This is a genomic window from Streptomyces sp. CA-250714 (genome assembly GCF_050936705.1).
Classification (GTDB): Bacteria; Actinomycetota; Actinomycetes; order Streptomycetales; family Streptomycetaceae; genus Streptomyces.
In genome coordinates this window covers 4123547-4145720 of the sequence record NZ_JBNJMI010000001.1, presented here as the reverse complement: position 1 = coordinate 4145720, position 22174 = coordinate 4123547, and the positions used below count along the sequence as shown (strand labels likewise).

Sequence of the window (22174 nt, the reverse complement as noted above, 5' to 3'; positions counted from 1 at the left end):
GCCTCGCGGAAGGCCCGTACGTGAACCAGCAGCCCCACCCAGCCGCCGACAACGTCCGACCGCTCCACTCCCATGCCGACGAGACAGACGCCATCGATACGACGGCCATGCCTCACGACCTGGAGGCCGAACAGGCCGTGCTCGGCGCCATGCTGCTCCCCGGCCCCAACCGCACGCAGACCGCGGTCATCGCCGAGGTCACCAGCCGCATCGGCCCCGAGGACTACTACCGGCCCGCGCACGCCACCATTCACACCGCGCTCGTGGCCATGCATGAGCAGGGCCACGCCGTCGACCCCATCCTGCTGACCCACCACCTGAGCAAGACCGGCGACCTGAACCGTGTTGGCGGCGCCGCCTACCTCCACCGCCTCGTCCAAGCCGTCCCCACCGCGGCGAACGCCGACTACTACGCCGAGATCGTCGCCGAGAAGGCCGACGAACGGCGCATCATCGAGGCCAGCACCCGTGCCTCCAGCCGCGTCCGCTCGGGTGTCGGCGACAGCGCCAGCATCGCCGCCGATGCGGCAGCCGAACTTTCCGCCCTGCGCACCGCCGAGCGCTGGCCCGCCCCCGTGCCACTCGGCACGACCGCCCCGCTCCCCAGCTTCCCTGTCGACGCTCTTCCTGCGTGGGTCGGCGAGCACGTCGCCGCTGTCGCCGAGTTCACCCAGACCCCGCCCGACATGGCCGCCACCATGGCGCTCGCTGCCCTCTCGACAGCAGCTGGCGGACGCGTTCACATCCAGATCCGCCCCGGTTGGGTCGAGCAGTCCAACCTCTACCTCGTCTGCGCCATGCCGCCCGCGTCCCGGAAGTCAGACGTGTTCGCGGCCATGACGGCGCCGATCTACGAGGTTGAAAGGCAGCTCCAGGACGAGACCCGAGCCGCCCGTGTCGAGGCTGAGACGGCCAAGGAAGCTGCCGAAGCCGAAGCGGACGCCCTCATGGCCAAGGCCCGCAAGGCTGACGGCGGCGACCCCGCCGCACTCGTCGCCGAAGCCTCAGCAGCCCGCATGCTCGCCGAGGACATCGTGGTGCCGCCGAAACCCCGCCTGACCGTCTCCGGGGACGTCACCCCTGAACCGCTCACCCACCAGCTCGCCGTGCACCGCAGCCTCGCCGTCCTGTCCCCCGAAGGCGACCTGTTCGACATCATCGCCGGCCGCTACAGCGCCCGACCGAATCTCGGCGTCTTCCTCAAAGCTCACAAGGGCGAACGTCTGGAGACGGACCGCATCACCCGTGAACAGCCCTCCACCGACCGGCCCGCCCTGACAATCGGCGTCACCCCTCAGCCCTCCGTCCTCCAGGACCTCGGCGAAGCTCACGGGGCACGCGATCGCGGCCTGCTCGCGCGATTCCTCTACGCTCTGCCGCCCTCCAACCTCGGCTACCGCAAGACCCGCACGGCACCGGTACCGGAACAGGTCTCCAGCACCTACGCCGCACGACTCGACGCGCTTTTGCGAACCCTCTTGACCTTGCCGGAGTCGGTCGCCGTGGCCATGGACGCGCACGCCGACCAGGCGGTCGAAGCGCTCCAGGCCGAGGTCGAAGTGCAGATGCGCCCGGACCACCGGCTCGAACACCTCCAGGACTGGGCGGGAAAGCTCGTGGGCACCACCGCCCGCGTCGCGTGCCTGCTCCACCTCGCCGAACGCCTCACTGACGGCTGGGGTGACCCCGTAGCGGTCGGCACAGTTCAGCGAGCAACCGAGATCACCCGGTACTACACCGAGCACGCCCTGGCCGTCTTCGACCTCATCGGCTCCGACCCGGCTACCGAGGACGCCCGCACCATCCTCGACTGGCTCGGCCGCCCCAAGACGGACGGCACCTACCGCCGTGCCTTCAAACGGCGCGACGCCGTCGCCGCTTCCCGCCGCTTTCGCACCGTCGCCCAGGTCGATCCCGCGCTCCAGCTGCTCGAAGCTCACGGCTATCTGAAGGCCGAAGAGCCAGCGAGAACCGGCCGCGTCGGACACCCCTCCTCCGTGACTTACCGCGTCCACCCCGGCTTGCAGACACCGACGGACGGCGATCATGCCCGGTAGTCGTCAGCACCGTCAGCACAATCCGCTGACCAGGACCAACGCCCGTAAGCACCTCGTCAGCACATGTCAGCGCTGTCAGCAGTACCGCCGAATACCGCTGACGCTGCTGACGGCTGCTGACATCCGTCAGCACACCGAAACCGCAGGTCGCCGAATTCTGCTGACGCTGCTGACGGTCCGCGCCCCGCCTCCCTCGGCCGGCACCTGGACGTACGACTGCCCACCCCACCGCGCCCCCGAAAGGGACTGATCACCTTGGCCAAAGAGCCCCTGATGAAACTCCCCGAAGTGCTCGATGAAATCGGAATCTCCAAAGCCGCCTTCTACCGATGGCGCGCTCGTGGCAAAGCCCCGAAGTGCAGAAAGCTCCCCAACGGTCAGCTTCGCTTCCGCCGCGCTGACGTCGACGCCTGGCTGGATTCGTGCGAGGAGAACCGCGATTGCTGACGTATGACGTGAAGTTCTACGAGATCGAGCACCGCCCCGATCGCCGCTCGCCCTACCGCGTGCGCTGGGTCGTCGGCGGCAACCGTCACTCGAAGAGCTACCAGCTCAAGCCGCAGGCAGAGGGACGCAAATCCGAACTCATGGCAGCCGCCCGGCGCGGCGAGCAGTTCGACACCGAAGAAGGGCTGCCCGTATCGGAGCTCCGCGCCAAAGATGTGGTCACCTGGTACGAACACGCATGTGCCTACGTCCTCATGAAGTGGCCGCGTGCCGCAGCGAAGCACCGAGCCGGCATCGCGGACGCCCTGGCGACGGTGACCCCAGCGCTCCTCAAGCAGCCGACCAGCGGACCGACCGCCCCGTCCCGGAGCGATATCCGACAAGCCCTGTTCCAGTGGACATTCCGCATGGTGCGCAACGACGAGGACGAACTGGTTCCCCGCCATCGCTCGGAGGAGCCACCGCCAAGGATTACGCGAGCGTTGACGTGGGTGTCGCAGAACTCACTGACCATAGAGGAGGCTGCTCGGCCGGAAGCCGTACGTAAGGCTCTCAACGCCGTTTCCACGAAGCTCAACGGCGAGCAGGCAGCCGAGAACACCGCCCGCCGAAAGCGCATGGTGCTCAACAGCACCTACAACTACGCCCTCGAACGGGAGCTGATCGAAGGGATCAACCCGCTCAAGCGCGTCGACTGGCAGGCTCCGCAGACCGACGACGAAGTCGACTTCCGCTACGTCCCTGGCCCCAAGCTCGCCAGCGCACTCATACGCGAGGCAGCTCGCCAGGGTGCCCGCGGCGCTCACCTGCACGCGTATTTCGGCTGCCTCTACTACGCCGCTATGCGCCCCGCTGAAATCAGCCAGCTCAAGGAAAAGGACTGCCGTCTCCCCAAGAAGGGATGGGGCACTCTCATCCTGGACAGCAGTTCACCAGAGGTCAGTACGGGCTGGACCGACGCAGGAAAGCCGTACGACGAACGCGGCCTGAAGCGGCGCGCGCGAAAGACAACCCGTCCGGTGCCCATCCCTCCTGTACTGGTCGCCTTGCTCCGAGCACACCTCGACACCTATGGCACCGCAGATGACGGCCGTCTCTTCCGCGCCGCCCGCGGCGGACGTGTCCGCTCGACTGAATACTGCGAGGTCTGGCACAAGGCCCGGCACAAAGTCCTCAGCCCGGAGGACGCCGAAACGCCACTCGCTGAAGTCCCGTACTCCCTGCGTCACGCCGGGGTGTCCTTGTGGATCACGGCAGGAGTTGAGCCGACGGAGGTAGCCCGAAGGGCCGGCCACAGTCTCGCCGTCCTCTACCGCGTCTACGCGAAGATCCTCACCGGCCGACAGGACCACTCGAACGAACTGATCGACAAAGCCCTGGGCGAGCTTCCGTCACAACCCGACGAGGACGAACAGTCACCTGGCCAGGACGAATAGCCGCAGACTGCCGCTCCCCCTGGGGCACACCTGGGGGAGACAGCCTGAGCGCAGCTGAGACTCCGGCGAGAAATCGTGAGATTGTTCGAATGACGAAGGGGTGCCGCGCAGTGCGCGGCACCCCTTTCACCTGCGGCTTTACCGCCAGTGCGGAGGCGGTGGGATTTGAACCCACGGAGGTGTTGCCACCTCTACGGTTTTCAAGACCGCTCCCTTCGGCCGCTCGGGCACGCCTCCCCGCGTCGTCGGTGGACGACGCGGGGACAGCCTAGCGCGTGGTCAGTCGTCGCCCTTGCGGGAGCCGAGGGTGAGCTCGACGGTCTTCTGTTCGCCGTCGCGCTCGTAGGTGATCTGGACCTTTTCGCCCGGCTGGTGGGTCCAGATGGTGCCGATGAGGGTGGGGCCGCTGTCGATCAATGTGTCGTCGAGCTTGGTGATGACGTCGCCGGGCTTGAGGCCCGCCTTGTCGGCCGGGCCGCCCGAGGTGACCGGATCGGAACCGCCCTCGCCGGTGTTGGAGATGGTGGCGCCCTTGCCGCCGCCGCCCAGTTCGACGGTCGCGCCGATCACCGGGTACACCGGCTGGCCGGTCTTGATGAGCTGCTCCGCCACGCGCTTGGCCTGGTTGGAGGGGATTGCGAAGCCCAGGCCGACGCTGCCGGACTGGCCGCCTTCCAGACCGCCGCCTCCGCCACCGCCGCCCGGCTGAATGGCCGAGTTGACACCGACGACCGCGCCCTGGGCGTTCAGCAGTGGTCCGCCCGAGTTGCCAGGGTTGATCGAGGCGTCGGTCTGGAGGGCGCTCATGTACGACGCCTGGCTGCCCTGCCCGTCGCTGGAGGCCACCGGGCGGTTCTTCGCGCTGACGATGCCGGTCGTGACGGTGCCCGAGAGGCCGAACGGAGCACCGATGGCGATCGTCGCGTCGCCGACCGCCACCTCGTTGGAGTTGGCGATCGGCAGCGGCTCCAGCTTCCGGTCGCCGACGCCGCTGAGCTTGAGTACGGCGACGTCGTAGCCCTGCGCCTTGCCGACGACGTGCGCGTCGTACTTCTTGCCGTCGGAGAACGTCGCGGTCAGCTTGCCGCCCTGCGCGCCATTGGCGACCACGTGGTTGTTGGTGAGGATGTGGCCTTCCTTGTCGAAGACGAATCCCGTGCCCGTGCCCTCCTCGCCGCCCCCGGAGGACCGGATCGTCACGACGCTCGGCAGCGCCCTGTCGGCTATGCCCGCGACCGATTTGGGCGAGCGGTTCAGCTTCTTCGGGTCGGCGGAGGAGCTGATGGTGGTGGTGTCGCCGTTCGCGTTGCGGTCGGCCGCCCAGAAGCCGATCCCGCCGCCGATGCCGCCCGCGACGAGCGCGGCGACGAGGACGCCGACGAGCAGACCGCCACGCCGCTTACCGCCGCCCGGCTCCGGGCCGAGCGGGCCGGAAGGCATCGCCCAGGGGTCGTGCGGCGGCACGCCGCCATCACCCGGACCGCCCGGACCTGGCGGGCCACCGGGACCGCCGCCGTACGGGGGCGGAGGCGGCGGAGGCGTCTGACCGCTCGCGCCGCCCTGGCCCCAGCCGCCGGACTGCCCTGCACCACCGTCACCGGGACCGGCGCCGGTGCCCCCCTGCTGCGACTGCACCAGCGTCTCTCCCATGGGCTCGTTCGCCGATACGACCGTGTCCTGGACGTCCGGACTGTTCCGCGTACGGTCCGCGGGGGTGGCCGCGTCGGCGGGCGTGGCCGCGGACGTGGCGGTGGCAGCAGTGGCGTCGGTGGCCGAACCGGAGGCGGAAGAGTCGGGGGAGGGCAGCGAGAAGTCGCCGTCCTCGCGGCTCGTCGGGGCGCCGGTGGACGGGGCCTGGGCCGGCGCCGGGGGCGTGGGACCCGGCCCCGCCGCAGGCGTCACGGCAGCGCCCTCGTTCTCGGTGCTCACAACTCACTCCTCATCAGGTACACGACATCGCAGGGCTGGGTGTGGTCACGTACGCGGGTATCCGTGAACAGCTTTTCCCATCACACGTCAGACGGGCGTAAACCGTTGCTGAGCGTCCGTACCCCCTTCTTCACATCGGGGCAGAACCGGACAGAACACCTGGGTGTCCCGGCTGCCGTCGAGGCTTCCCCAACCGCTGTCGGGCGCGCACGGACCGACAGCGGGGCGGCGTCACCCACACCACCCACCGCTCGCACACGCGTACTCCGTGATCACAGCAACCAGCGTAGGCGTGCCCGGCCCGAACCGCCCCTCGGCGACCTCGGCCACCACCCGGAAGCCGACCCTCCGCCAAGGGCCCCGGCCCCGAACGCCGCCAAAGCCCCCTGGCCCGGAAGGACCTGAAGGTCCCGCCGGCGACCTGGAGCTTCCGCCGACGCCCCGGGGATCCCGCCAGCGACCCGGAGGTCCCGCCGGAACGCCTGCCCGAACGCTGCCGGGTCCCCTCCGGCCCGATGTCTTCCGCAGAGCCCTGCACAGCGTGCTCGTCCGGCCCGATGGCACGATAACCCGGTGAGCAACGAGATCGACGCCCGGCCGCGCCACCGTCTCGCGGGCCCCCCGTCCGTCGTCGCCCACCGCGGTGCCTCCATGGCGGCGCCCGAGCACACGCTGGCGGCCTACCGCCGCGCCATCGAGGAAGGCGCCGACGGCCTGGAGTGCGACGTACGGCTCACCGCTGACGGACATCTTGTCTGCGTCCACGACCGCAGGATCAACCGCACCTCCAACGGGCGCGGCGCAGTCTCGGCCCTGGAGCTCGCCGATCTGGCCGCGCTCGACTTCGGCTCGTGGAAGAACCGGCACGCCGACCCGTACGAGTCACCGGACTCGGCGCTGGACACCGACGGGACCGACGGCCGCGCCTGGAGGACGGACCCCGAGCTCACTTCCGTCCTCACCCTCGACCGCCTGCTCACCCTGGTCGCCGAAGCTCCCCGCCCCGTCGAACTGGCCATCGAGACCAAACACCCCACCCGCTGGGCCGGTCAGGTCGAGGAGCGGCTGCTGGAGCTCCTGGACCGGCACCGGCTGCGCACCCCAGTGCGCGTCATGAGCTTCTCGGCGCGCTCCTTGCAGCGCATCCGCACAGCTGCGCCGCACATTCCGACAGTCTTTCTCATGCAGTTCCTGCTCCCCCGGCACCGGGACGGCCGACTGCCGCACGGTGTGCGCATCGCCGGTCCGAGCATCCGTATCCTGCGCGCCCACCCGGAGTACGTGGCACGGGCGCACCGCGCGGGCAACGAGGTGCATGTGTGGACGGTCGACGAGCCACGGGACGTCGATCTGTGCGTACGGCTCGGTGTCGACGCGATCATCACCAACCGCCCCCGCCAGGTCCGCGCCCGCCTCCACGGCGACCGGGCCGGCTGAGGCGGAAGGCCCAGGCAGACGGAGTGCACCGGCGCACTCGGCACTTATTGCAGACACGCGAGTGCGTCAAGAGACCAGGAGTGGCCGGTTTCCGCCGCACTCTACTGGGGCATTCATCCCGATGGCGTGGGGCAAAGGAGGTCTCGGGGGTGGCGTTGGTGGTGGCACAGGAGGTGCCTACTTCGTCGACCATGGCCGTGCCCCATGGTCCGCAGGGTGTACGAGTCGCACGGCGCAGGATGCGCGAGGAGCTTCGCGCATGCGGCGCGCCCGACACGGTCGTCGACGATGCGATCTTGATCCTTTCCGAACTCCTCAGCAACGCGTGCCGACACGCACGCCCGCTGCACGAGGAGGCGACGGCCGGCACGAACGGCACAGGCAGTCCGGTCGACACCGTCAGAGCGTCCTGGCGCAGGGACGTTCGGGGGGAGGTGACCATCGCCGTCACGGACGGCGGCGGTCCGACCCGCCCACTTCCGGCCAAGCCCTCCGTCACCGCACGCGGCGGCAGAGGACTTGCCATCATCACGGCCCTCGCCCGCGACTGGGGCGTACGGTCCGAGCCGGACACCCCCGCGGACGAGCCCCCGGGAGTGACGGTCTGGGCCGTGCTGCGGCCGGACAGTTCGTTCAGCGGCCGGGTCGCCGCAAGCCTGGACGGCCTCGAGGACGGACTGCACGGTGACCTCGACGGGAGCCTCGACGGCGAATTCGACCTCGCCTCCGTGGAAGAGCTCAAGTAGCCGACTGCCAGGGCGAGGGCGCAGTAACGCGAGAGGGCACAGCCAGCGGGAGCGGCACAAGCAAGCGGCGCGGCGCAAGCACGCCGCACGGGCAGCGACGTGCGCCGTCCAGCTACTAGTATCGCGGCGCCCACACACCGCCGCATACCTGGAGAACCGCTCGTATGGCAAAGAAGCGCCGACCCCAGACAGCCGCCGCGGCGCCCGCCGGAACCTCCGCGGGCGCGGCAGCCGCCGGAAGCTACCCGGTGGTGGGAGCCCGGCAGCCGTGCCCCTGCGGTTCGGGCCGCCGCTACAAGGCGTGCCACGGCAGGGCGGCCGCACAGGCGGCCACCGAGCTGGTGCGTCGCCCGTTCGAGGGCCTGCCGAACGAGAGCGACTGGGTTGCGATGCGCGAGCTGGTCCCCGCCGCCACAGCGCGGCTCACCCTCAAGGACGGGCTGCCGGAGGGCGTTCCCGCGGTGACGCTCGCGACAGTGCTGCCGATGGCGTGGCCCGCGCTGCGCCGCGACAACGGCGAGATCCTGCTGGGCCTGCAGAACGACACGGCGTCCGGTGACATCAGCCGCGATCTGGCGGACACCCTCACTCGTGCGCTCGCGGCCGAGCCGGGCACGCCTGTCGACGCGGGGCGGGCGGCGCCGGACGGCCCGCGGCTTCAGGATCTGCTGGACCTGAACGCACCGTTCGAGCCAGAGGTGCACTCGGGGTTCGAGTTCTGGCTGGACGGTGACGAGCAGCCGGCCGGTGAGGTGGCCGCGTCGTTGGAGAGCGCCAACGCGGCCGCGATCCCGACTGCCCGGCTCTCGGGTGTGGAGGGCGCCTACTGGTGCGAGGCGCCCGAGAAGAACCACCTGCGCTGGGTGATGACCCACCCCGAGGAGCGGCTGCTGGATGCGCTCGCTCGGCTGCACGCGGCCGGCGCCTCGGCCCTGGGCGACCCTGGCGGCGACGCCGACACCGAGGGCTCCCGCCTGGTGGGCTCCTTCCGTGCGCACGGCCTGACCGTGCCGGTGTGGGACCTTCCGTCGCAGATGAGCTCCGAGGACTGCGAGAAGCCCGCTGCCGCGTTCGCCGAACGGCTCGCGGAGGCACTGGCGGTGACGGCACCACTGACTGCCGAGGAGCGCAGGGCGCGCAGCGGTCTCACCAACCGTCAGGTGACGCTCAGCTGAAGGCTTTCGACGGATTCGGCGCGGGGTTTGCGGAGGATTCGTGACCGTGACTCCGGTCACACTGGAGCCCCAACGGGCCCTACTCGCAGGTAAATCGGCGTCCGGATCTGGGCGATCGAATTTGCTAACAGCCGATCTCTTGTTACCGTTCTAGGAGCCCGGTCGCTGGTGCATCCCCCGTCGCCAGCGACCGGGTTCTTTTTGTGCCCGGCTCCGGACGGCGTCGGGGCCCGCGGGTTAACTTCCGCCGCGCTGCCGCGAGTTGCCTCCGAAGGGCCGTGACCCGCTGTCGGCCCGCAGCAGCCGCTCACCGTCCGCCGAGACGACCTCGACCACCGCCGCATACGCGCCCTCAGCTGCCGCTGCGGCCTTCCCGCCACGGCCGCGCGGCGTCTCGCATACGTCTGGAGCGCCGCCGCCGCGCAGCGTGCAGTGCACGCGCGCTGTCCGTCCGTCAGGGCCTCGGAGGGTGAGGACGGCCGGCAACCGGCGGTCGGTCGGGTTGCGGTAGTACGCGCGGGCCCAGGTGTCGCCGTCGTCGGTCAACACGCAGGCGCGGGCTGCCACACCTTCGGGGGAGGCGATTTCCGGCCCGCAGGAAACGGCCGGGCGATCTCTCTTCGACGGGCGGACATCGGAGGGGTGCGCCTTGGGTGCGGTGTCATCGGAATCGGTGCGCGCGGGCGGCTGGGCGGCCTCGAACGCCTTCGACGCCAGTCGCGCGTCCTGGCCCGACACCGCCGCGGCGAGCGGCAGTGCACCGACGAGCGCGACCGCACTGGCAAGCGTGACCACACGGAGCCTGGAGGTGCGCTGTTGCGGCTGGTACATGAGGGACCCACCTGGGACACGAACGAGGAGGGGAGACCGGGCCGACTGATGAGGTGAACATATCGGGGTCAAGGGGCCGCCGGTGCGACAGTCGGCCCGTTTCCCCTGCAACTCCGGTCGGCTCCTACCCGTACGGGTGAATACGCTCCCCGTTCCCAAGCCCCAAGTAGCCCCCGCTCCAGTGGGACGGCGTCCGTGGATCCCTCGGCAGGCGAGCCTCAGTAGGCCAGCCGGCTCCCGCTGTCCGGCGTCGCGGCGCTCTCCTCGACCAGTACGTCGAGCAGCGTCTCCATCCGGGGCAGCCACGGCCGCCCCTCGCCACCACGTTCGGGCTCCCGCTCCCAGCGGACCTTGCCCGCGCCGGTGAGGGAACCGGGGAGTGCCACGTAGCCGCCGCCCCCGTGGAACCGCAGCGAACTGGGCACCCGGTCCTGGGCGTACAGCAGTTCGCCCAGCTCTTCGAGGGCGTAGGGCTCGACCAGCACCGAGAAGCGGGTGGGTGTCGCGATCACCGGGCCGACCCGGACGCCGGTGCGGTCGAACGTGGCCAGGGCGCGCGCTCCGGCGACGGCCGGGAGGCTCAGCGCGCACGGCGCCGAGCCGCCCGTCGCGAGGATGACGGGTGCGTCAGGTCGGTTCTCCCACCACCAGCGCACCATCGTCGGGTCGGTGGTGGCCGCCAGCAGCACCGGCTCGAAGGGGTGCGCTCCGGGCACCACGCACTCGGGGTCCGGACACGCGCAGACGGCCGAAGCGCCGCGGGTTCCCGGAGACGCGAGCGCGGCGCCGGGAACAACTGGCCACTGCCACTCGACGGCCGCGGCCAGCGCCGTGCTCCGCATCGGTGACCTGTGGTTGTACCGTCCGGACCGCGCCCAGAACCGTCGGCCCTGGAGCTGCGCCCAGGCCCGGAGGGAGCGCCTTCCGAGGATCTCGCGCATAAGCGCTCGTTCCTTTCCGTGAACCGAACAACGCCAACTACGCAAACACAGCGGACATCGCCAACTGGCCGTGCCGAACCGATCTCTAGCTCAAAACACCACGTGAAGCTCTGGTGACCGTGCGTGCCGAACAGCGCATCATGCTGCGGGCCGAGCGTGGAACGTGGCGGGGGGTGGCGCACACATGGCGTTCGCGCTGTGGACTGCCACCTGCGCCGATGCTGCTTGCACTTGCTCGTTACTTGCTGAGAACCGCCCCCGGCCTCCGGCCGGGAGGTCCCCCCAGAATCCGCTCGTACCGCGCCTGTGCTGCCTGGTGCAATCCTGCGACTGGCGCCCTCCCGCAAGAAGCGGGCGGGTCGGGGCCCGCTGCTCCCTAGGACGCCATGACTCCCCACAGGGTTCCGTACCCGCAACGGCGGTGCCAACGCGCTGCCGAATGGCCTCAGTCGACAGCAGTATGCACGCCACGTGGGCGATTTTTCGCCAATCTTTCCATGCCTCGGCCAGCCCCCGTGAGGTGGGTCCGTCCTCCGGACATTCTCGGCACCGCAGCGCACGTGCTGGACATGCCTCAACGGCATGTGTAGATGTAGTGGCATTGATAGCGGAGCAGCATGACATGGGGGTTTGCGATGCTATTGGGACAGTTCACCCGCAGCCTGAGCCGCCGCCCATGACCTCCCCGCACCTGCCGAAAGTGGCTGGAATCCAACCAGCGGTTTCCTCGAACTCCTCGACAACCGCAGCGGCCTCCTCCGCTGCGGCACCCGCCGCGCCCACGGCGTCCACAACACCCCCGGGACCCGCCACCTCCCCGGCGTCTGCCGCGTCCGCAGCGGATCCGTCCGCACAGACCGTTCCCCCCGGGACCGGAAGCTCACTGGCCGACCGCAACCGGATCTGCGACCTCTCCTCGCTCCACGACCTCACCACTCGGCTCGTCCGCACCACCAGCCTCGACACCGCGCTGCGCGAGACCCTGCGCGCCGGTTCCGCGCTGCTGGGCGCCCCCCGGGGCATGATCGCGCTCGAACCCGGCACCGACCCCGGAAGCGAGCCCTCCAGCACACCGGGCCGCGCCCCCGAACGCACCATCGGCCTCGGTCTCGGCCGCGCCGATCTGGGCCAGATCGAGACCGTCCCGCGCTCCTCGGCCGCGTACGCACGCATCCTCGACGCGGAAGCAGGGCCCTTGGATGCGGAAGCAGCGCCCTTCGAGGTGGCCGAGAAGGACGAACCGGCCGAGACCGATCGGCCGTACGGGCCCGGCAACAGCGACGGCCCCGCCCCCGACGACGGCGCCGTCCTCTCCGACGCGCCACCGGCGCTCGCCCCGGCCCGCGGCATCGCCTGCCCCGACATCGCCGCCGACCAGGACCTCGCCCCCCGGCACCGGGAGGTCGCGGCCCGTCTCGGCTACGCGGCCACCTACGCCGTGCCGCTCACCACCGAGTCCGGCACCCGGCTGGGCGCCGCCGTCTGGCTCTACGACGAACCAGGCGAGCCCACCCCCCGCCAGCGGGAGCTGCTCGGCAGCTATCTGCGGCACGCCACTGAGCACTGCGCCCGGCTGGGCGAACTCGCCCGTACCCGCGCCGACATGGCCACCCTCGGTGAGGAGCTGCTGCCCAGCGCCCTGCCCCGCGTCCCCGGGGTGTCGCTCGCGGTACGGCACCGTACGGGCCCGTGCGGCGGCGGTGACTGGTATGACGCGCTGCCGCTGCCCGACCGGGCCGTGGGACTCGCGGTGGGCGGGGTCACCGGCAGCGGACCGGCAGCGGTGGCCGCGATGGGGCGGCTGCGCGCTTCCCTGCGCGCGTACGCGGTGATGGAGGGCGAGGACCCGGTCGCCGTGCTGTCCGACCTGGAACTGCTGCTGCGGCTGACCGAGCCGTCCTGTTCGGCTACCGCGCTGTTCGCCTACGCCGAGCCCGCCACCCGCAAGATCCTGCTCGCCGGAGCGGGGCACTGTGCGCCGCTGATCGTCGGGCCCCGGCGGATCGAACCGGTGGAGACCGCCGTCTCGGCACCGCTGGGGATGCTGGCGTGCTGGGAGGCGCCGAGCGCGGAGATCGTCCTGCGGGAAGGCGAAACGCTTCTGTGCTACACGGACGGACTGCTGCACCGTACGGGGCACTCCATGGACCGCGCCTTCGCCCGGCTGCGCTCGGCCGCCGCATCGGCGCCGCGCGCCGCACGGGAGGACCCGGACGCGCTCGTCGACCATGTGCTGCGCACGGTGCTGCCCGGTCCGCTGGCCGATCTGCCGGACCACCCCGAGGACGTCGTACTGCTGGCGGCCCGTTTCTGAAGGGCGCGCCCTCGCGCCGTGATCCGCGCCGCGCGCGCCCGTACCGCGCCGCCGAACCTCACATTCGTACAGCCGAACGTCACATCCGCACGACTGTGGACCAGCCGGGCGCCACCCATACGATGGAAGGTGGTTTTATCCGTCGAAGAGGAGGCAGACGTGGCAGACGCCGCTGACGAGCAGCCGATCAAGCAGCGGAAGAACAGCCTGTACACGGGCGTCTCCGACGAGCTCGCCGAGAACATGAAGTCCGGCTGGGGCGACACCGAGCTGCGTGATCTGGAGCCCATCGCGCAGGCCACCGAGCTTGCCGAGCGGCGCGAGCGGCTGTCGGCGCGTTTCCCTGGCGAGCGTCTGGTCATCCCGGCGGGCAACCTCAAGACCCGGTCCAACGACACCGAGTACCCCTTCAGGTCGTCCGTCGAATACGCCTACCTGTCCGGCAACCAGACCGAGGACGGCGTCCTGGTACTGGAGCCCACCGGTGCGCACGGCCACGAGGCCACGCTCTACCTCCTGCCCCGCTCCGACCGGGAGAACGGCGAGTTCTGGCTGGACGGCCAGGGCGAGCTGTGGGTCGGCCGCCGGCACAGCCTCACCGAGAGCGAGAAGCTCTACGGCCTGCCCTGCGCCGACGTGCGCACAGTGGCCGACAAGCTCCGCGAGGCCACAGGACCGGTGCGGGTCGTACGCGGGTACGACGCCGGGATCGAGGCGGCGCTGGCGGACAAGGTGACCGCCGAGCGGGACGAGGAGCTTCGGGGCTTCCTGTCCGAGATGCGGCTGGTCAAGGACGAGTTCGAGATCGGCGAGCTGCAGAAGGCCGTCGACTCGACAGTGCGCGGCTTCGAGGACGTCGTACGGGTCCTCGACAAGGCGGAGGCCACCTCCGAGCGCTACATCGAGGGCACGTTCTTCCTGCGCGCCCGGGTGGAGGGCAACGACGTCGGCTACGGCTCCATCTGCGCGGCCGGGCCGCACGCCACCACGCTGCACTGGATGCGCAACGACGGCCCGGTGCGCTCGGGCGAGCTGCTGCTGCTCGACGCCGGCGTGGAGACCCACACCCTCTACACCGCCGATGTGACCCGCACCCTGCCGGTCAACGGCCGCTTCACCGAGCTGCAGCGCAAGATCTACGACGCGGTGTACGAGGCGCAGGAGGCGGGCATCGCCGCCGTCAAGCCGGGTGCCAAGTACCTCGACTTCCACGAGGCGGCACAGCGCGTGCTCGCCACCAGGCTGGTCGAGTGGGGTCTGGTGGAGGGCCCGGTGGAGCGTGTGCTGGAGCTGGGCCTCCAGCGGCGCTGGACGCTGCACGGCACCGGCCACATGCTCGGCATGGACGTGCACGACTGCGCGGTCGCCCGCCGGGAGACGTACGCCGAGGGCACGCTGGAGCCGGGCATGTGCCTGACGGTGGAGCCCGGGCTGTACTTCCAGGCGGACGACGAGACGGTGCCCGAGGAGTACCGCGGCATCGGGGTGCGCATCGAGGACGACATCCTGGTCACCGAGGACGGCAACCGGAACCTGTCCGCCGCACTGCCGCGCAGCAGTTCCGAGGTGGAGAGCTGGATGGCGAAGCTGCGGGCGTGAGCCCGGGCGGACCCGAGCTGACGGCACCGCCCGGTCGCACCGCGCCCATGCGGTCCCCGACCGGGCGGCAGCCCACGATTATTCGAGCACAGCGGCGAGGACGGGAGACGACGTCACGGCACGAGCCTGCTGAGCGAGGTCACCGACCAGGAAGAGAGCACGCATTGGTCTCCCGGCTGCGGACCGGACTGCTGTCCGCGTTCCCCTTCCTCGCCATGGGTGTGGTCGGTGCCGCTGATCTGACGGGCGGACCCGGCATCGGGGTGCAGCCGATGATGGCGCTCGGTCCCGCGTTCGCCGGGCTCACCGGCGGCAAGCGGCGTACCGCGCTGGTCGGTGCGCTGGCGATGGCGCTGTCGATCGCGCTGAGCCTCTACAACGACCAGTTCGGCGAACGGCGCGGCAACGCGACGCTGATCTCCGTCGCGGGTGTCTCGGTGGCCGCGCTGGTGGCGACCGCGATGCGGCAGAAGCGGGAGGCCGAGCTGGCCAATGTGCGCTCCATCGCGGAGGCCGCCCAGCGGGTGCTGCTGCGCCCGGTGCCGCGCGGCGCCGGACGGCTGCGGGTCGCCGTCTCCTACACCTCGGCCGTCGCCGAGGCGCGGATCGGTGGCGACCTGTACGAGGTGGTCACCTCGCCGCACGGAGTGCGCGTCATCATCGGGGACGTCCAGGGCAAGGGCCTGGAGGCGGTGGAGACGGCCGCCGTGGTGCTCGGCGCGTTCCGTGAGGCCGCCTACGACGAGCCGGACCTGCCGGCCGTCGGAGAGCGCCTGGAACGGGCCCTGGCCCGGCATCTGCTGGGCGAGAAGTTCGTGACGGCGGTGCTGGCCGAGGTGCCGCACGGGGCGCACGTCCAGACCGCGACACTGCTCAACTTCGGGCACCCGGCGCCGCTGGCTGTCCGGCAGGACGGCAGTGTGTACTTCGCGGAGCCACCGCAGCGCTCCCTGCCGCTGGGGCTGGGCCTGCACGGCAGCGAGCCGCCGCGCCCGCACGAGGTGCCGTTCGCGCCGGGCGACCAACTGCTGCTGTACACCGACGGCGTCACCGAGGCCCGCGACCCGGACAACCGTTTCTACCCGCTGAACGAGCGCGCCCATCTGCTCAAGGACACCGATGCGGAGGGTGCGCTGGAGGCCGTACGGCAGGACATCCAGGAGCACGTACGCTCCCCGCTGCACGACGACGCGGCCATGCTGCTGCTGCGCTACAGGAACAGCACTGCTGCACCGTCCGCGCCGTCGGCCGCAGGCGCGGCCTGAGGGGCGTCGGCGGGGTCAGGAGGCGGTCATCAGGTGTCCGTCGCGGCGGGCGAGGACCTTGTCGAAGCTGACGACCGCACCGCCCTGTCCGGGCCGGTTGCGGAACCGTACGTGGTCGGCGAGGGACTCGATCAGGAACAGTCCCCGCCCGCTCTCCGCCTCGTTCGCGCAGCGCGTCGGTGCGTATCCGGCGGGGAAGCCGGGGCCGGTGTCCGCCACCTCGATGCGGCAGCGATTGCCCTCCAGATACGCGGAGACACGGTACGCACCGACCATGTCACCCGCGGTGCTGCCGTGCTCGACGGCGTTCGCGCACGCCTCGGACAGGGCGAGGCACATGTCGTAGGCCACATCCGGGTCGACACCGGCCGAGGCCATCGAGCTCAGCAGGAGCTGTCGCGCGAGCGGCACACTGGCGGCTTCGCGCCGTAGCCGGAGAGACCACCACAGGCTGCTCATGCTCACCCTCCATGCGGCTCGACACACGGATTACCTATTGCCTGCGCGTACCAGCACTACGCGGTGCCGTCACGATGACCCCCGTACGGCGGAGGGGAGCAGCGCCAGGTGCGGGGCCAGGGGCACTACATGCGGTACGGCGGAAGCGCGGCCCAGGGTGCGCGCCCCCTGCCGACGGAGGGCACCCTCGGCAACCTGGCGCGGCGCACCAGTGGGGTGGTTGAGCGGCGGTGGAGCGGGTGTGGCCCTGCTGTGTGCAGGGTGGAACGGCGGTGAGATGATGGCGCGGCCATGACTGCCGGTGCGGACCTGAGACTGCTGCGGGCCGCGGTGTTCGCCGCGGTCTGTGTCACCGTGTCCGCTGCCGGGCATCTGCTCGCCGCCGACGCCGTGCTTCCCTTCGGAACCCTGGCGCTGGGCTTCGGCTGCGTGTTCGTGATCGCTGTCGCGCTGGCCGGGCGGGAGCGTTCGCTGCCCGGCATCGCGGGGCTTCTCTCGCTGGGGCAGGTCGCCCTGCACCTGACGTTCTCGATGGGCGGCGGCGCACAGCACGCCCCGACGGCAGCCGCCGGGGCGACCGCCGGCCAGGAAGCGGGCGGCGTACGGGCACTCGCCGGGAAGCTGCTGTGCAACGACAGCGCGATGGGCATGAGCGAGACCGAGGCACGGCAGGTCGTCGCCCGCGCCGGGCTCGACCCGCACGCCGCTGTCGCTGCGGGAGGCAGCGGCACGGGCGGTGGGGGAGAGCACGCCGGACACCACGCCGCCGCCACGATGCCCTTCCCTGACACACCGCTCGACTGTCTGCGCGAAGCCGCGCGGGCCGCTGTCGGGATGTGCGAGGTGCCGATGCTGCTCGGGCACCTGTGCGCCGGGCTGCTGCTCGGCTGGATGCTGCGGCGGGGCGAGGCCGCGCTGTGGCGGCTGGTGCGGCTGTCGTCCGACGCCGCTGCCGCTGCGGACGAGCTGGTGGCCGCGCTCGCCCTGCGTACCGCCCTGGCCTTCGTACGGGCCCTGCACACCGGACTGCTGCCCTGGGCGCCCGTGCGGGCCCGCTTCGCGCGGCCTGACGACGAGACGCCGCCTCAGCCGCTGCTGCTCCAGCACTCCGTCCACCGACGCGGCCCGCCCGCGCGGCCGGCGGACACTTTCGCGCTCGCGGCCTGACGCACCGCCTCACGACGCTCACCGGGACCGGACCGTCCCCGCCCCCGCTCGACGGGGCAGGGGGCGGCCCTGCCATGGCAGCGGCGCGGTGCGGGCCTCGCGCGCCCGCGTGCCCGCCCTCCGCATGTCATGTCACTCGGTCCTGCGTATCGCAGGCCGTGTCTCCCAGGAGCTCACTCATGAAGATCGCCAACCGCCGCGCCGCGACTGTCTGCGCGCTCGCCGCCGGGACCGTACTGCTGGTCGCGGGGCCGGCCTCGGCGCACGTCAGCGTCGACCCGGAGGAGGCCGCGAAGGGCGGTTACAGCACCGTCAACTTCAAGGTGCCGAACGAGAAGGACGACTCGTCCACCGTCAAGCTGGAGGTCACCTTCCCGACGGACCACCCGCTGGCCTCCGTGATGCCGCAGCCCGTACCCGGCTGGGACATCAAGGTCGAGAAGAAGAAGCTGGACAAGCCGATCGAGATGCACGGCGAGAAGATCACCGAGGCCGTCTCCAAGGTGACCTGGAGCGGCGGCAAGGTCGAGCCGGGTCAGTTCCAGCAGTTCCCCGTATCCATGGGGCAACTTCCCGAGGAAACCGACCAGTTGGTGTTCAAGGCCCTGCAGACCTACGACAACGACGACGTCGTGCGGTGGATCGAGGAGCCGAAGGAGGGCGCGGCGGAGCCCGAGAACCCGGCACCGGTGCTGAAGCTCACCGCCGCCGAGGACGAGGACAAGGCCGCCTCGGGCGCCTCAGCGGACGACTCCAGGGCCACCGAGAAGACCGCGGCCTCCTCCGACAGCGACTCCGGTTCCGGCTCCGACACCACGGCGCGGGTGCTCGGCGTGGTGGGCATCGTCGTCGGGGTCGCGGGCGTCGCCTTCGGCGTCCTGGCGGGGCGGCGTCGCTCGGCCTGACCCGGGGCCCGTACGTTCCCTCAGGGGCCCGTACGTTCCGCACGGTGGTGCGGTCCGGCGCCCGTCGCCCGGCCGCACCACCCGGACCTCCCCCTCGCACCCACCCTCTGCACGAACCCTCACCGCACGATCACAATCCCTACTGCACGATGCGGACAAGCACTATGCGCTCCACGAGAACAGCCGCGGCAGCTGCCGCCTTCGCCACAGCCGCCGCGCTCGCCCTGGCGGGCTGCGGCTCCGACGACGGCGGCAAGGCCGCTGACAAGCCGGCGTCTGTCGAGAAGAAGCAGCAGAAGGGCAGCACGGTCCTCGACCAGGCCTTCGAAAAGCCCGATCTGACGCTCACCGACACCCGCGGCAAGAGCTACGACCTGATCAAGGAGACCAAGGGCCACCCCACGCTGCTCTACTTCGGGTACACCCACTGCCCGGACATCTGCCCGCTCACCATGAGCAACATCTCGGTGGCCAAGTCCAAGCTGTCGCCGGAGCAGAAGAAGAAGCTGCGGGTCGTCTTCATCACCAGCGACCCAAAGCGGGACACCCCCAAAGAGCTCGGGAAGTGGCTGCACGGCCAGGACCCGTCCTTCGTCGGGCTGACCGGCGACTTCGACACCATCCAGGCGGGCGCCCGCAGCGTGGGCATCAGCATCGAGCCCTCGTACAAGAAGAAGAACGGCGACATCGTCTCCACGCACGGAGCGCAGCTGCTCGCCTTCTCCCCCAAGGACGACAAGGCGCACGTCCTCTACACCGAGGACAACACCACGCCGGAGATCCTCGAGAAGGACCTGCCCAAGATCATCGAGGGGAAGAACCCGTGACCGCCCGGCTCCTCGACCCCCGCCCCCGCCGACCGTTGGCCGCCGTGGCGCTCGGTGTTGCACTGTCGTTCGCCCTGGCCGCCTGCTCCTCCGGCGAGAAGGACGCTGCCACCAAAGGTGACGGCCACCCCGAGCTGAAGGTCAGCGGCGCCTACGTACCGCAGCCGCCGACGAAGGAGACGGCCGGCGGCTTCCTGACCGTACGCAACGGCGGCGACAAGGCCGACAAGCTGACCTCCGTCTCCAGCGATGTCGCGGGCAAGGTCGAGATGCACAAGACCGTCGAACAGCAGATGCAGCGGGTGAAGTCGCTGCCCGTGCCCGCCCACGGCACTCTCCGGCTGGGGCGCGGCGGCAACCATCTGATGCTCATGGAACTGGAGCGCAAGCCGACCAAGGGCCAGACGGTCACCTTCGTGCTGCACTTCACGCGGTCCGGTTCCGTCACGGTCAAGGCCCCCGTCGAAGCGACGAACTACACACCCGAGAAGTGAGGTTCGCAGGCGTGCCGTCCACCCCCCGAGCTCCCTTCCGCACAGCTGTCCGCTGTGCGGTCTCCCGCTGTGCTGCTCCCCGTTCCGCCGCTCCTCGCTCCGCCGCCTCACGCGTGCTGTCGGTCCTCGTCATGGCTGCCGTCGCACTGCTGGGGGTACTGACTGCCGCGGGCCCGGCGGGGGCGCACGCCGCGCTGACGGGCAGCGATCCCGCGGAGGGCTCGGTGGTGCGCGACGCGCCCCGGCAGGTCACGCTCGACTTCTCGGAGGGCGTGGCCATGTCCGACGGTGCCGTCCGGGTGCTCGACCCGCGCGGCAAGCGGGTCGACACCGGCAAGGTCCGCGACACCGGCACCGGCGGCAAGGTGCGGCGTGCCGTCTCGCTCCGGTCGGGGCTCGGCAAGGGCACCTACACCGTCGCCTGGCAGACCGTCTCGGCGGACAGCCATCCCGTCTCCGGCGCGTTCACCTTCTCGGTCGGCAAGCCGTCCAAGACGAGCGTGGCGACGCCGCAGCAGGACGGGAACGCGGACGGCGGAGCTGTTGGCACCCTCTACGGGCTCGGCCGGTACGCCGCCTACGCGGGTTTCGTACTGCTGGTGGGCGGTGCGGCGTTCGTGCTGCTGTGCTCACCGCGGGCCGCCTCCTCGCGGGCGGTGCAGCGGCTGACGGTCACCGGCTGGAGCATTCTGACGGCGTCGACGCTGGCGCTGTTGCTGCTGCGCGGCCCCTACACCGGCTCGGGAGGGCTCGCCGATGTCGTCGATCTGGGCGGGCTCAAGGACGTGGTGGGCACCAAGCCGGGCGCCGCGCTGGTGTCCCGGCTGCTGCTGCTCGCGGCGGCAGCACTGTTCGTCTCGGTGCTCTTCGGCGCGTACGCACGGCGCAGTGGGCCGGACGGTGCCGCTGGAGAGGGCGACGCCGCGGATGAGGGCGGGACGGCGGGCGCTGTGGAGGGCGAGGAGGCCGCGCGGCAGCAGCGGGACCTGTTCTTCGGACTGTCCATCGGCGGCACCTTGGTGGCGGCCGGTCTGGCGGCGAGCTGGGCGATGGCCGAGCACGCATCCACCGGTATCCAGACCTGGCTGGCGATGCCCGTCGACGTGCTGCACCTGCTCGCTGTCGCACTGTGGCTGGGCGGTCTCGCCGCGCTGTTCTGCCTGCTGCGCTGGGGCCCCGCCCCCTCGGGCACATCGGTGCGGCGGTTCTCCCGGCTGGCGTTCAGCTGTGTCACCGTGCTGGCCGCCACCGGGCTGTACCAGTCGTGGCGCCAGGTGGGGTCGTGGCGTGCGCTGACGGACACCTCGTACGGGCAGCTGCTGATCCTGAAGGTCGTCCTGGTGGGGGCGCTGGTGTCCGTCGGCTGGTTCTCCCGACGGTGGACAACCAGGTTGACCGACGTCCCGGCAGAGGCGGAAAAAGCAGAACAGAGCGCGGTGTCCGAACGGGTCGAAGCCTCCACCCGTACGGCAGCCGTCCCGGGTCGGCGCGACCCGGAACGGGCCACTGTCCGCACGTCCGCACAGGGCGCGTCCCATGCCCCGGAAAGCCACCCCGCCGACCCGGTGCGGGCCGCGCAGCTGGCGCGGCAGCGGGCGGCCGCCGCGGCGGCCAGGCGCCGTCAGGAGCGGGAGGCCGATCCGCAGCGCAGCGGGCTGCGCCGTTCGGTGCTGACCGAGGCGACCGTCGCCGTCGTCCTGCTGGCCGTCACCACCGTCCTGACCGGCACCGAGCCGGGCCGGACCGAGGAGCGGGTACGGGAGGCGGGCAGCGCCGCACAGAACCAGCCCTCGGGACCGGTGGATGTGAAGGTGCCGTTCGACACGGGCGGCCCGGGCGGCAAGGGCACCGCCGAGCTGGAGATCGAGCCGGGCACCAGCGGCGAGAACGCCCTGGAGCTGCGCACCACCAGCCCCAGCGGCAAGCCCGTGGAGGCACGCGAGGTGAAGGCCACCTTCACGCTGCCGGCCAAGGACCTCGGCCCGCTGCCCGCAGCCCTCAAGCCGGTCAAGGGCGAGAAGGGACACTGGAAGACCGCCGGGCTGCAGCTGCCCATGGCCGGAAAATGGAAGGTCGCGGTCACCGTCCGCACCTCCGACATCGACCAGGTCACCGAGACCACGACCGCCACCATCGGCTGAGCCG

General features: G+C 70.9%; 19 protein-coding genes and 1 tRNA gene. 15 read left to right on the top strand and 5 right to left on the bottom strand.

What is annotated here, in order from left to right; all coding sequences use genetic code 11:
• The first annotated feature begins 20 nt into the window (after positions 1–20).
• The 4 genes from ACQEU8_RS18585 to ACQEU8_RS18570 are packed head-to-tail and all read left to right on the top strand — an operon-like array spanning position 21 to position 3940.
• Complete coding sequence (locus tag ACQEU8_RS18585) at positions 21–2057, top strand: DUF3987 domain-containing protein (RefSeq protein ID WP_433101962.1); 2037 nt, start codon at positions 21–23, stop codon at positions 2055–2057.
• On the top strand, positions 2047–2307 hold the full coding sequence (locus ACQEU8_RS18580) for a hypothetical protein (protein ID WP_433101960.1): 261 nt from the start codon (positions 2047–2049) through the stop codon (positions 2305–2307). Before ACQEU8_RS18585 ends, ACQEU8_RS18580 begins: the two co-directional genes overlap by 11 nt.
• 23 nt (positions 2308–2330) lie before the next feature.
• Positions 2331–2504, top strand: coding sequence for a helix-turn-helix transcriptional regulator (locus ACQEU8_RS18575; RefSeq protein WP_433101958.1), 174 nt, complete (start codon positions 2331–2333; stop codon positions 2502–2504).
• Positions 2498–3940: a tyrosine-type recombinase/integrase gene (locus tag ACQEU8_RS18570; protein ID WP_433101956.1), complete on the top strand. Its 1443-nt coding sequence runs from the start codon at positions 2498–2500 to the stop codon at positions 3938–3940. The genes ACQEU8_RS18575 and ACQEU8_RS18570 overlap by 7 nt, the downstream gene beginning before the upstream one ends.
• A 150-nt stretch (positions 3941–4090) precedes the next feature.
• On the opposite strand, the gene ACQEU8_RS18565 is transcribed toward ACQEU8_RS18570, so the two are convergent.
• Together ACQEU8_RS18565 and ACQEU8_RS18560 are read right to left on the bottom strand one after the other, a co-directional pair.
• A tRNA-Ser gene (locus ACQEU8_RS18565) sits at positions 4091–4177 on the bottom strand.
• 42 nt (positions 4178–4219) lie between these two features.
• Positions 4220–5869: a S1C family serine protease gene (locus tag ACQEU8_RS18560; RefSeq protein WP_433101954.1), complete on the bottom strand. Its 1650-nt coding sequence runs from the start codon at positions 5867–5869 to the stop codon at positions 4220–4222.
• A gap of 651 nt (positions 5870–6520) precedes the next feature.
• Here ACQEU8_RS18560 and ACQEU8_RS18555 point away from each other — a divergent pair.
• The 3 genes from ACQEU8_RS18555 (at position 6521) to ACQEU8_RS18545 (ending at position 9227) form a co-directional block, all read left to right on the top strand.
• The gene (locus tag ACQEU8_RS18555; protein ID WP_433102513.1) at positions 6521–7306 is read left to right on the top strand and encodes a glycerophosphodiester phosphodiesterase family protein; all 786 of its coding nucleotides are present in this window, start codon (positions 6521–6523) and stop codon (positions 7304–7306) included.
• 191 nt (positions 7307–7497) lie between these two features.
• The gene (locus tag ACQEU8_RS18550; protein ID WP_433102511.1) at positions 7498–8052 is read left to right on the top strand and encodes an ATP-binding protein; all 555 of its coding nucleotides are present in this window, start codon (positions 7498–7500) and stop codon (positions 8050–8052) included.
• Between the two features lie 164 nt (positions 8053–8216).
• Positions 8217–9227 (top strand): DUF5926 family protein, encoded by a 1011-nt coding sequence (locus tag ACQEU8_RS18545; protein WP_433101952.1) that lies wholly within the window; start codon positions 8217–8219, stop codon positions 9225–9227.
• 237 nt (positions 9228–9464) lie between these two features.
• Here ACQEU8_RS18545 and ACQEU8_RS18540 read toward each other — a convergent pair whose 3' ends face one another.
• Together ACQEU8_RS18540 and ACQEU8_RS18535 are read right to left on the bottom strand one after the other, a co-directional pair.
• Positions 9465–10058, bottom strand: coding sequence for a hypothetical protein (locus ACQEU8_RS18540; RefSeq protein WP_433101950.1), 594 nt, complete (start codon positions 10056–10058; stop codon positions 9465–9467).
• A 218-nt stretch (positions 10059–10276) separates the two neighbouring features.
• Positions 10277–10999 (bottom strand): bifunctional DNA primase/polymerase, encoded by a 723-nt coding sequence (locus ACQEU8_RS18535; RefSeq protein WP_433101948.1) that lies wholly within the window; start codon positions 10997–10999, stop codon positions 10277–10279.
• Between the two features lie 676 nt (positions 11000–11675).
• Between ACQEU8_RS18535 and ACQEU8_RS18530 the strand changes: the two genes are divergently transcribed.
• From ACQEU8_RS18530 to ACQEU8_RS18520, 3 genes are all read left to right on the top strand, one after another.
• Positions 11676–13313, top strand: coding sequence for a PP2C family protein-serine/threonine phosphatase (locus ACQEU8_RS18530; protein ID WP_433101946.1), 1638 nt, complete (start codon positions 11676–11678; stop codon positions 13311–13313).
• A gap of 159 nt (positions 13314–13472) precedes the next feature.
• A complete protein-coding gene (locus tag ACQEU8_RS18525; protein ID WP_433101944.1) occupies positions 13473–14912 on the top strand; it encodes an aminopeptidase P family protein in 1440 nt (479 codons plus the stop codon).
• A 215-nt stretch (positions 14913–15127) separates the two neighbouring features.
• Positions 15128–16177: a PP2C family protein-serine/threonine phosphatase gene (locus ACQEU8_RS18520; protein ID WP_433102509.1), complete on the top strand. Its 1050-nt coding sequence runs from the start codon at positions 15128–15130 to the stop codon at positions 16175–16177.
• Between the two features lie 15 nt (positions 16178–16192).
• Here the strand turns inward: ACQEU8_RS18520 and ACQEU8_RS18515 are convergent, their stop codons facing one another.
• Positions 16193–16636, bottom strand: coding sequence for an ATP-binding protein (locus ACQEU8_RS18515; RefSeq protein ID WP_433101942.1), 444 nt, complete (start codon positions 16634–16636; stop codon positions 16193–16195).
• A 291-nt stretch (positions 16637–16927) separates the two neighbouring features.
• Here ACQEU8_RS18515 and ACQEU8_RS18510 point away from each other — a divergent pair, with 291 nt between their 5' ends.
• From ACQEU8_RS18510 to ACQEU8_RS18490, 5 genes are all read left to right on the top strand, one after another.
• Positions 16928–17803, top strand: a complete 876-nt coding sequence (locus tag ACQEU8_RS18510) for a hypothetical protein (protein ID WP_433101940.1) — start codon at positions 16928–16930, stop codon at positions 17801–17803.
• Positions 17804–17982: 179 nt separating this feature from the next.
• Complete coding sequence (locus tag ACQEU8_RS18505; RefSeq protein WP_433101938.1) at positions 17983–18708, top strand: YcnI family copper-binding membrane protein; 726 nt, start codon at positions 17983–17985, stop codon at positions 18706–18708.
• 164 nt (positions 18709–18872) lie between these two features.
• Positions 18873–19535: an SCO family protein gene (locus tag ACQEU8_RS18500; protein WP_433101936.1), complete on the top strand. Its 663-nt coding sequence runs from the start codon at positions 18873–18875 to the stop codon at positions 19533–19535.
• Complete coding sequence (locus ACQEU8_RS18495; protein WP_433101934.1) at positions 19532–20029, top strand: copper chaperone PCu(A)C; 498 nt, start codon at positions 19532–19534, stop codon at positions 20027–20029. The genes ACQEU8_RS18500 and ACQEU8_RS18495 overlap by 4 nt, the downstream gene beginning before the upstream one ends.
• A 131-nt stretch (positions 20030–20160) precedes the next feature.
• Entirely contained in the window at positions 20161–22170 is a 2010-nt protein-coding gene (locus tag ACQEU8_RS18490; RefSeq protein WP_433101932.1) for a copper resistance protein CopC, read from the top strand.
• Positions 22171–22174 lie beyond the last annotated feature (4 nt).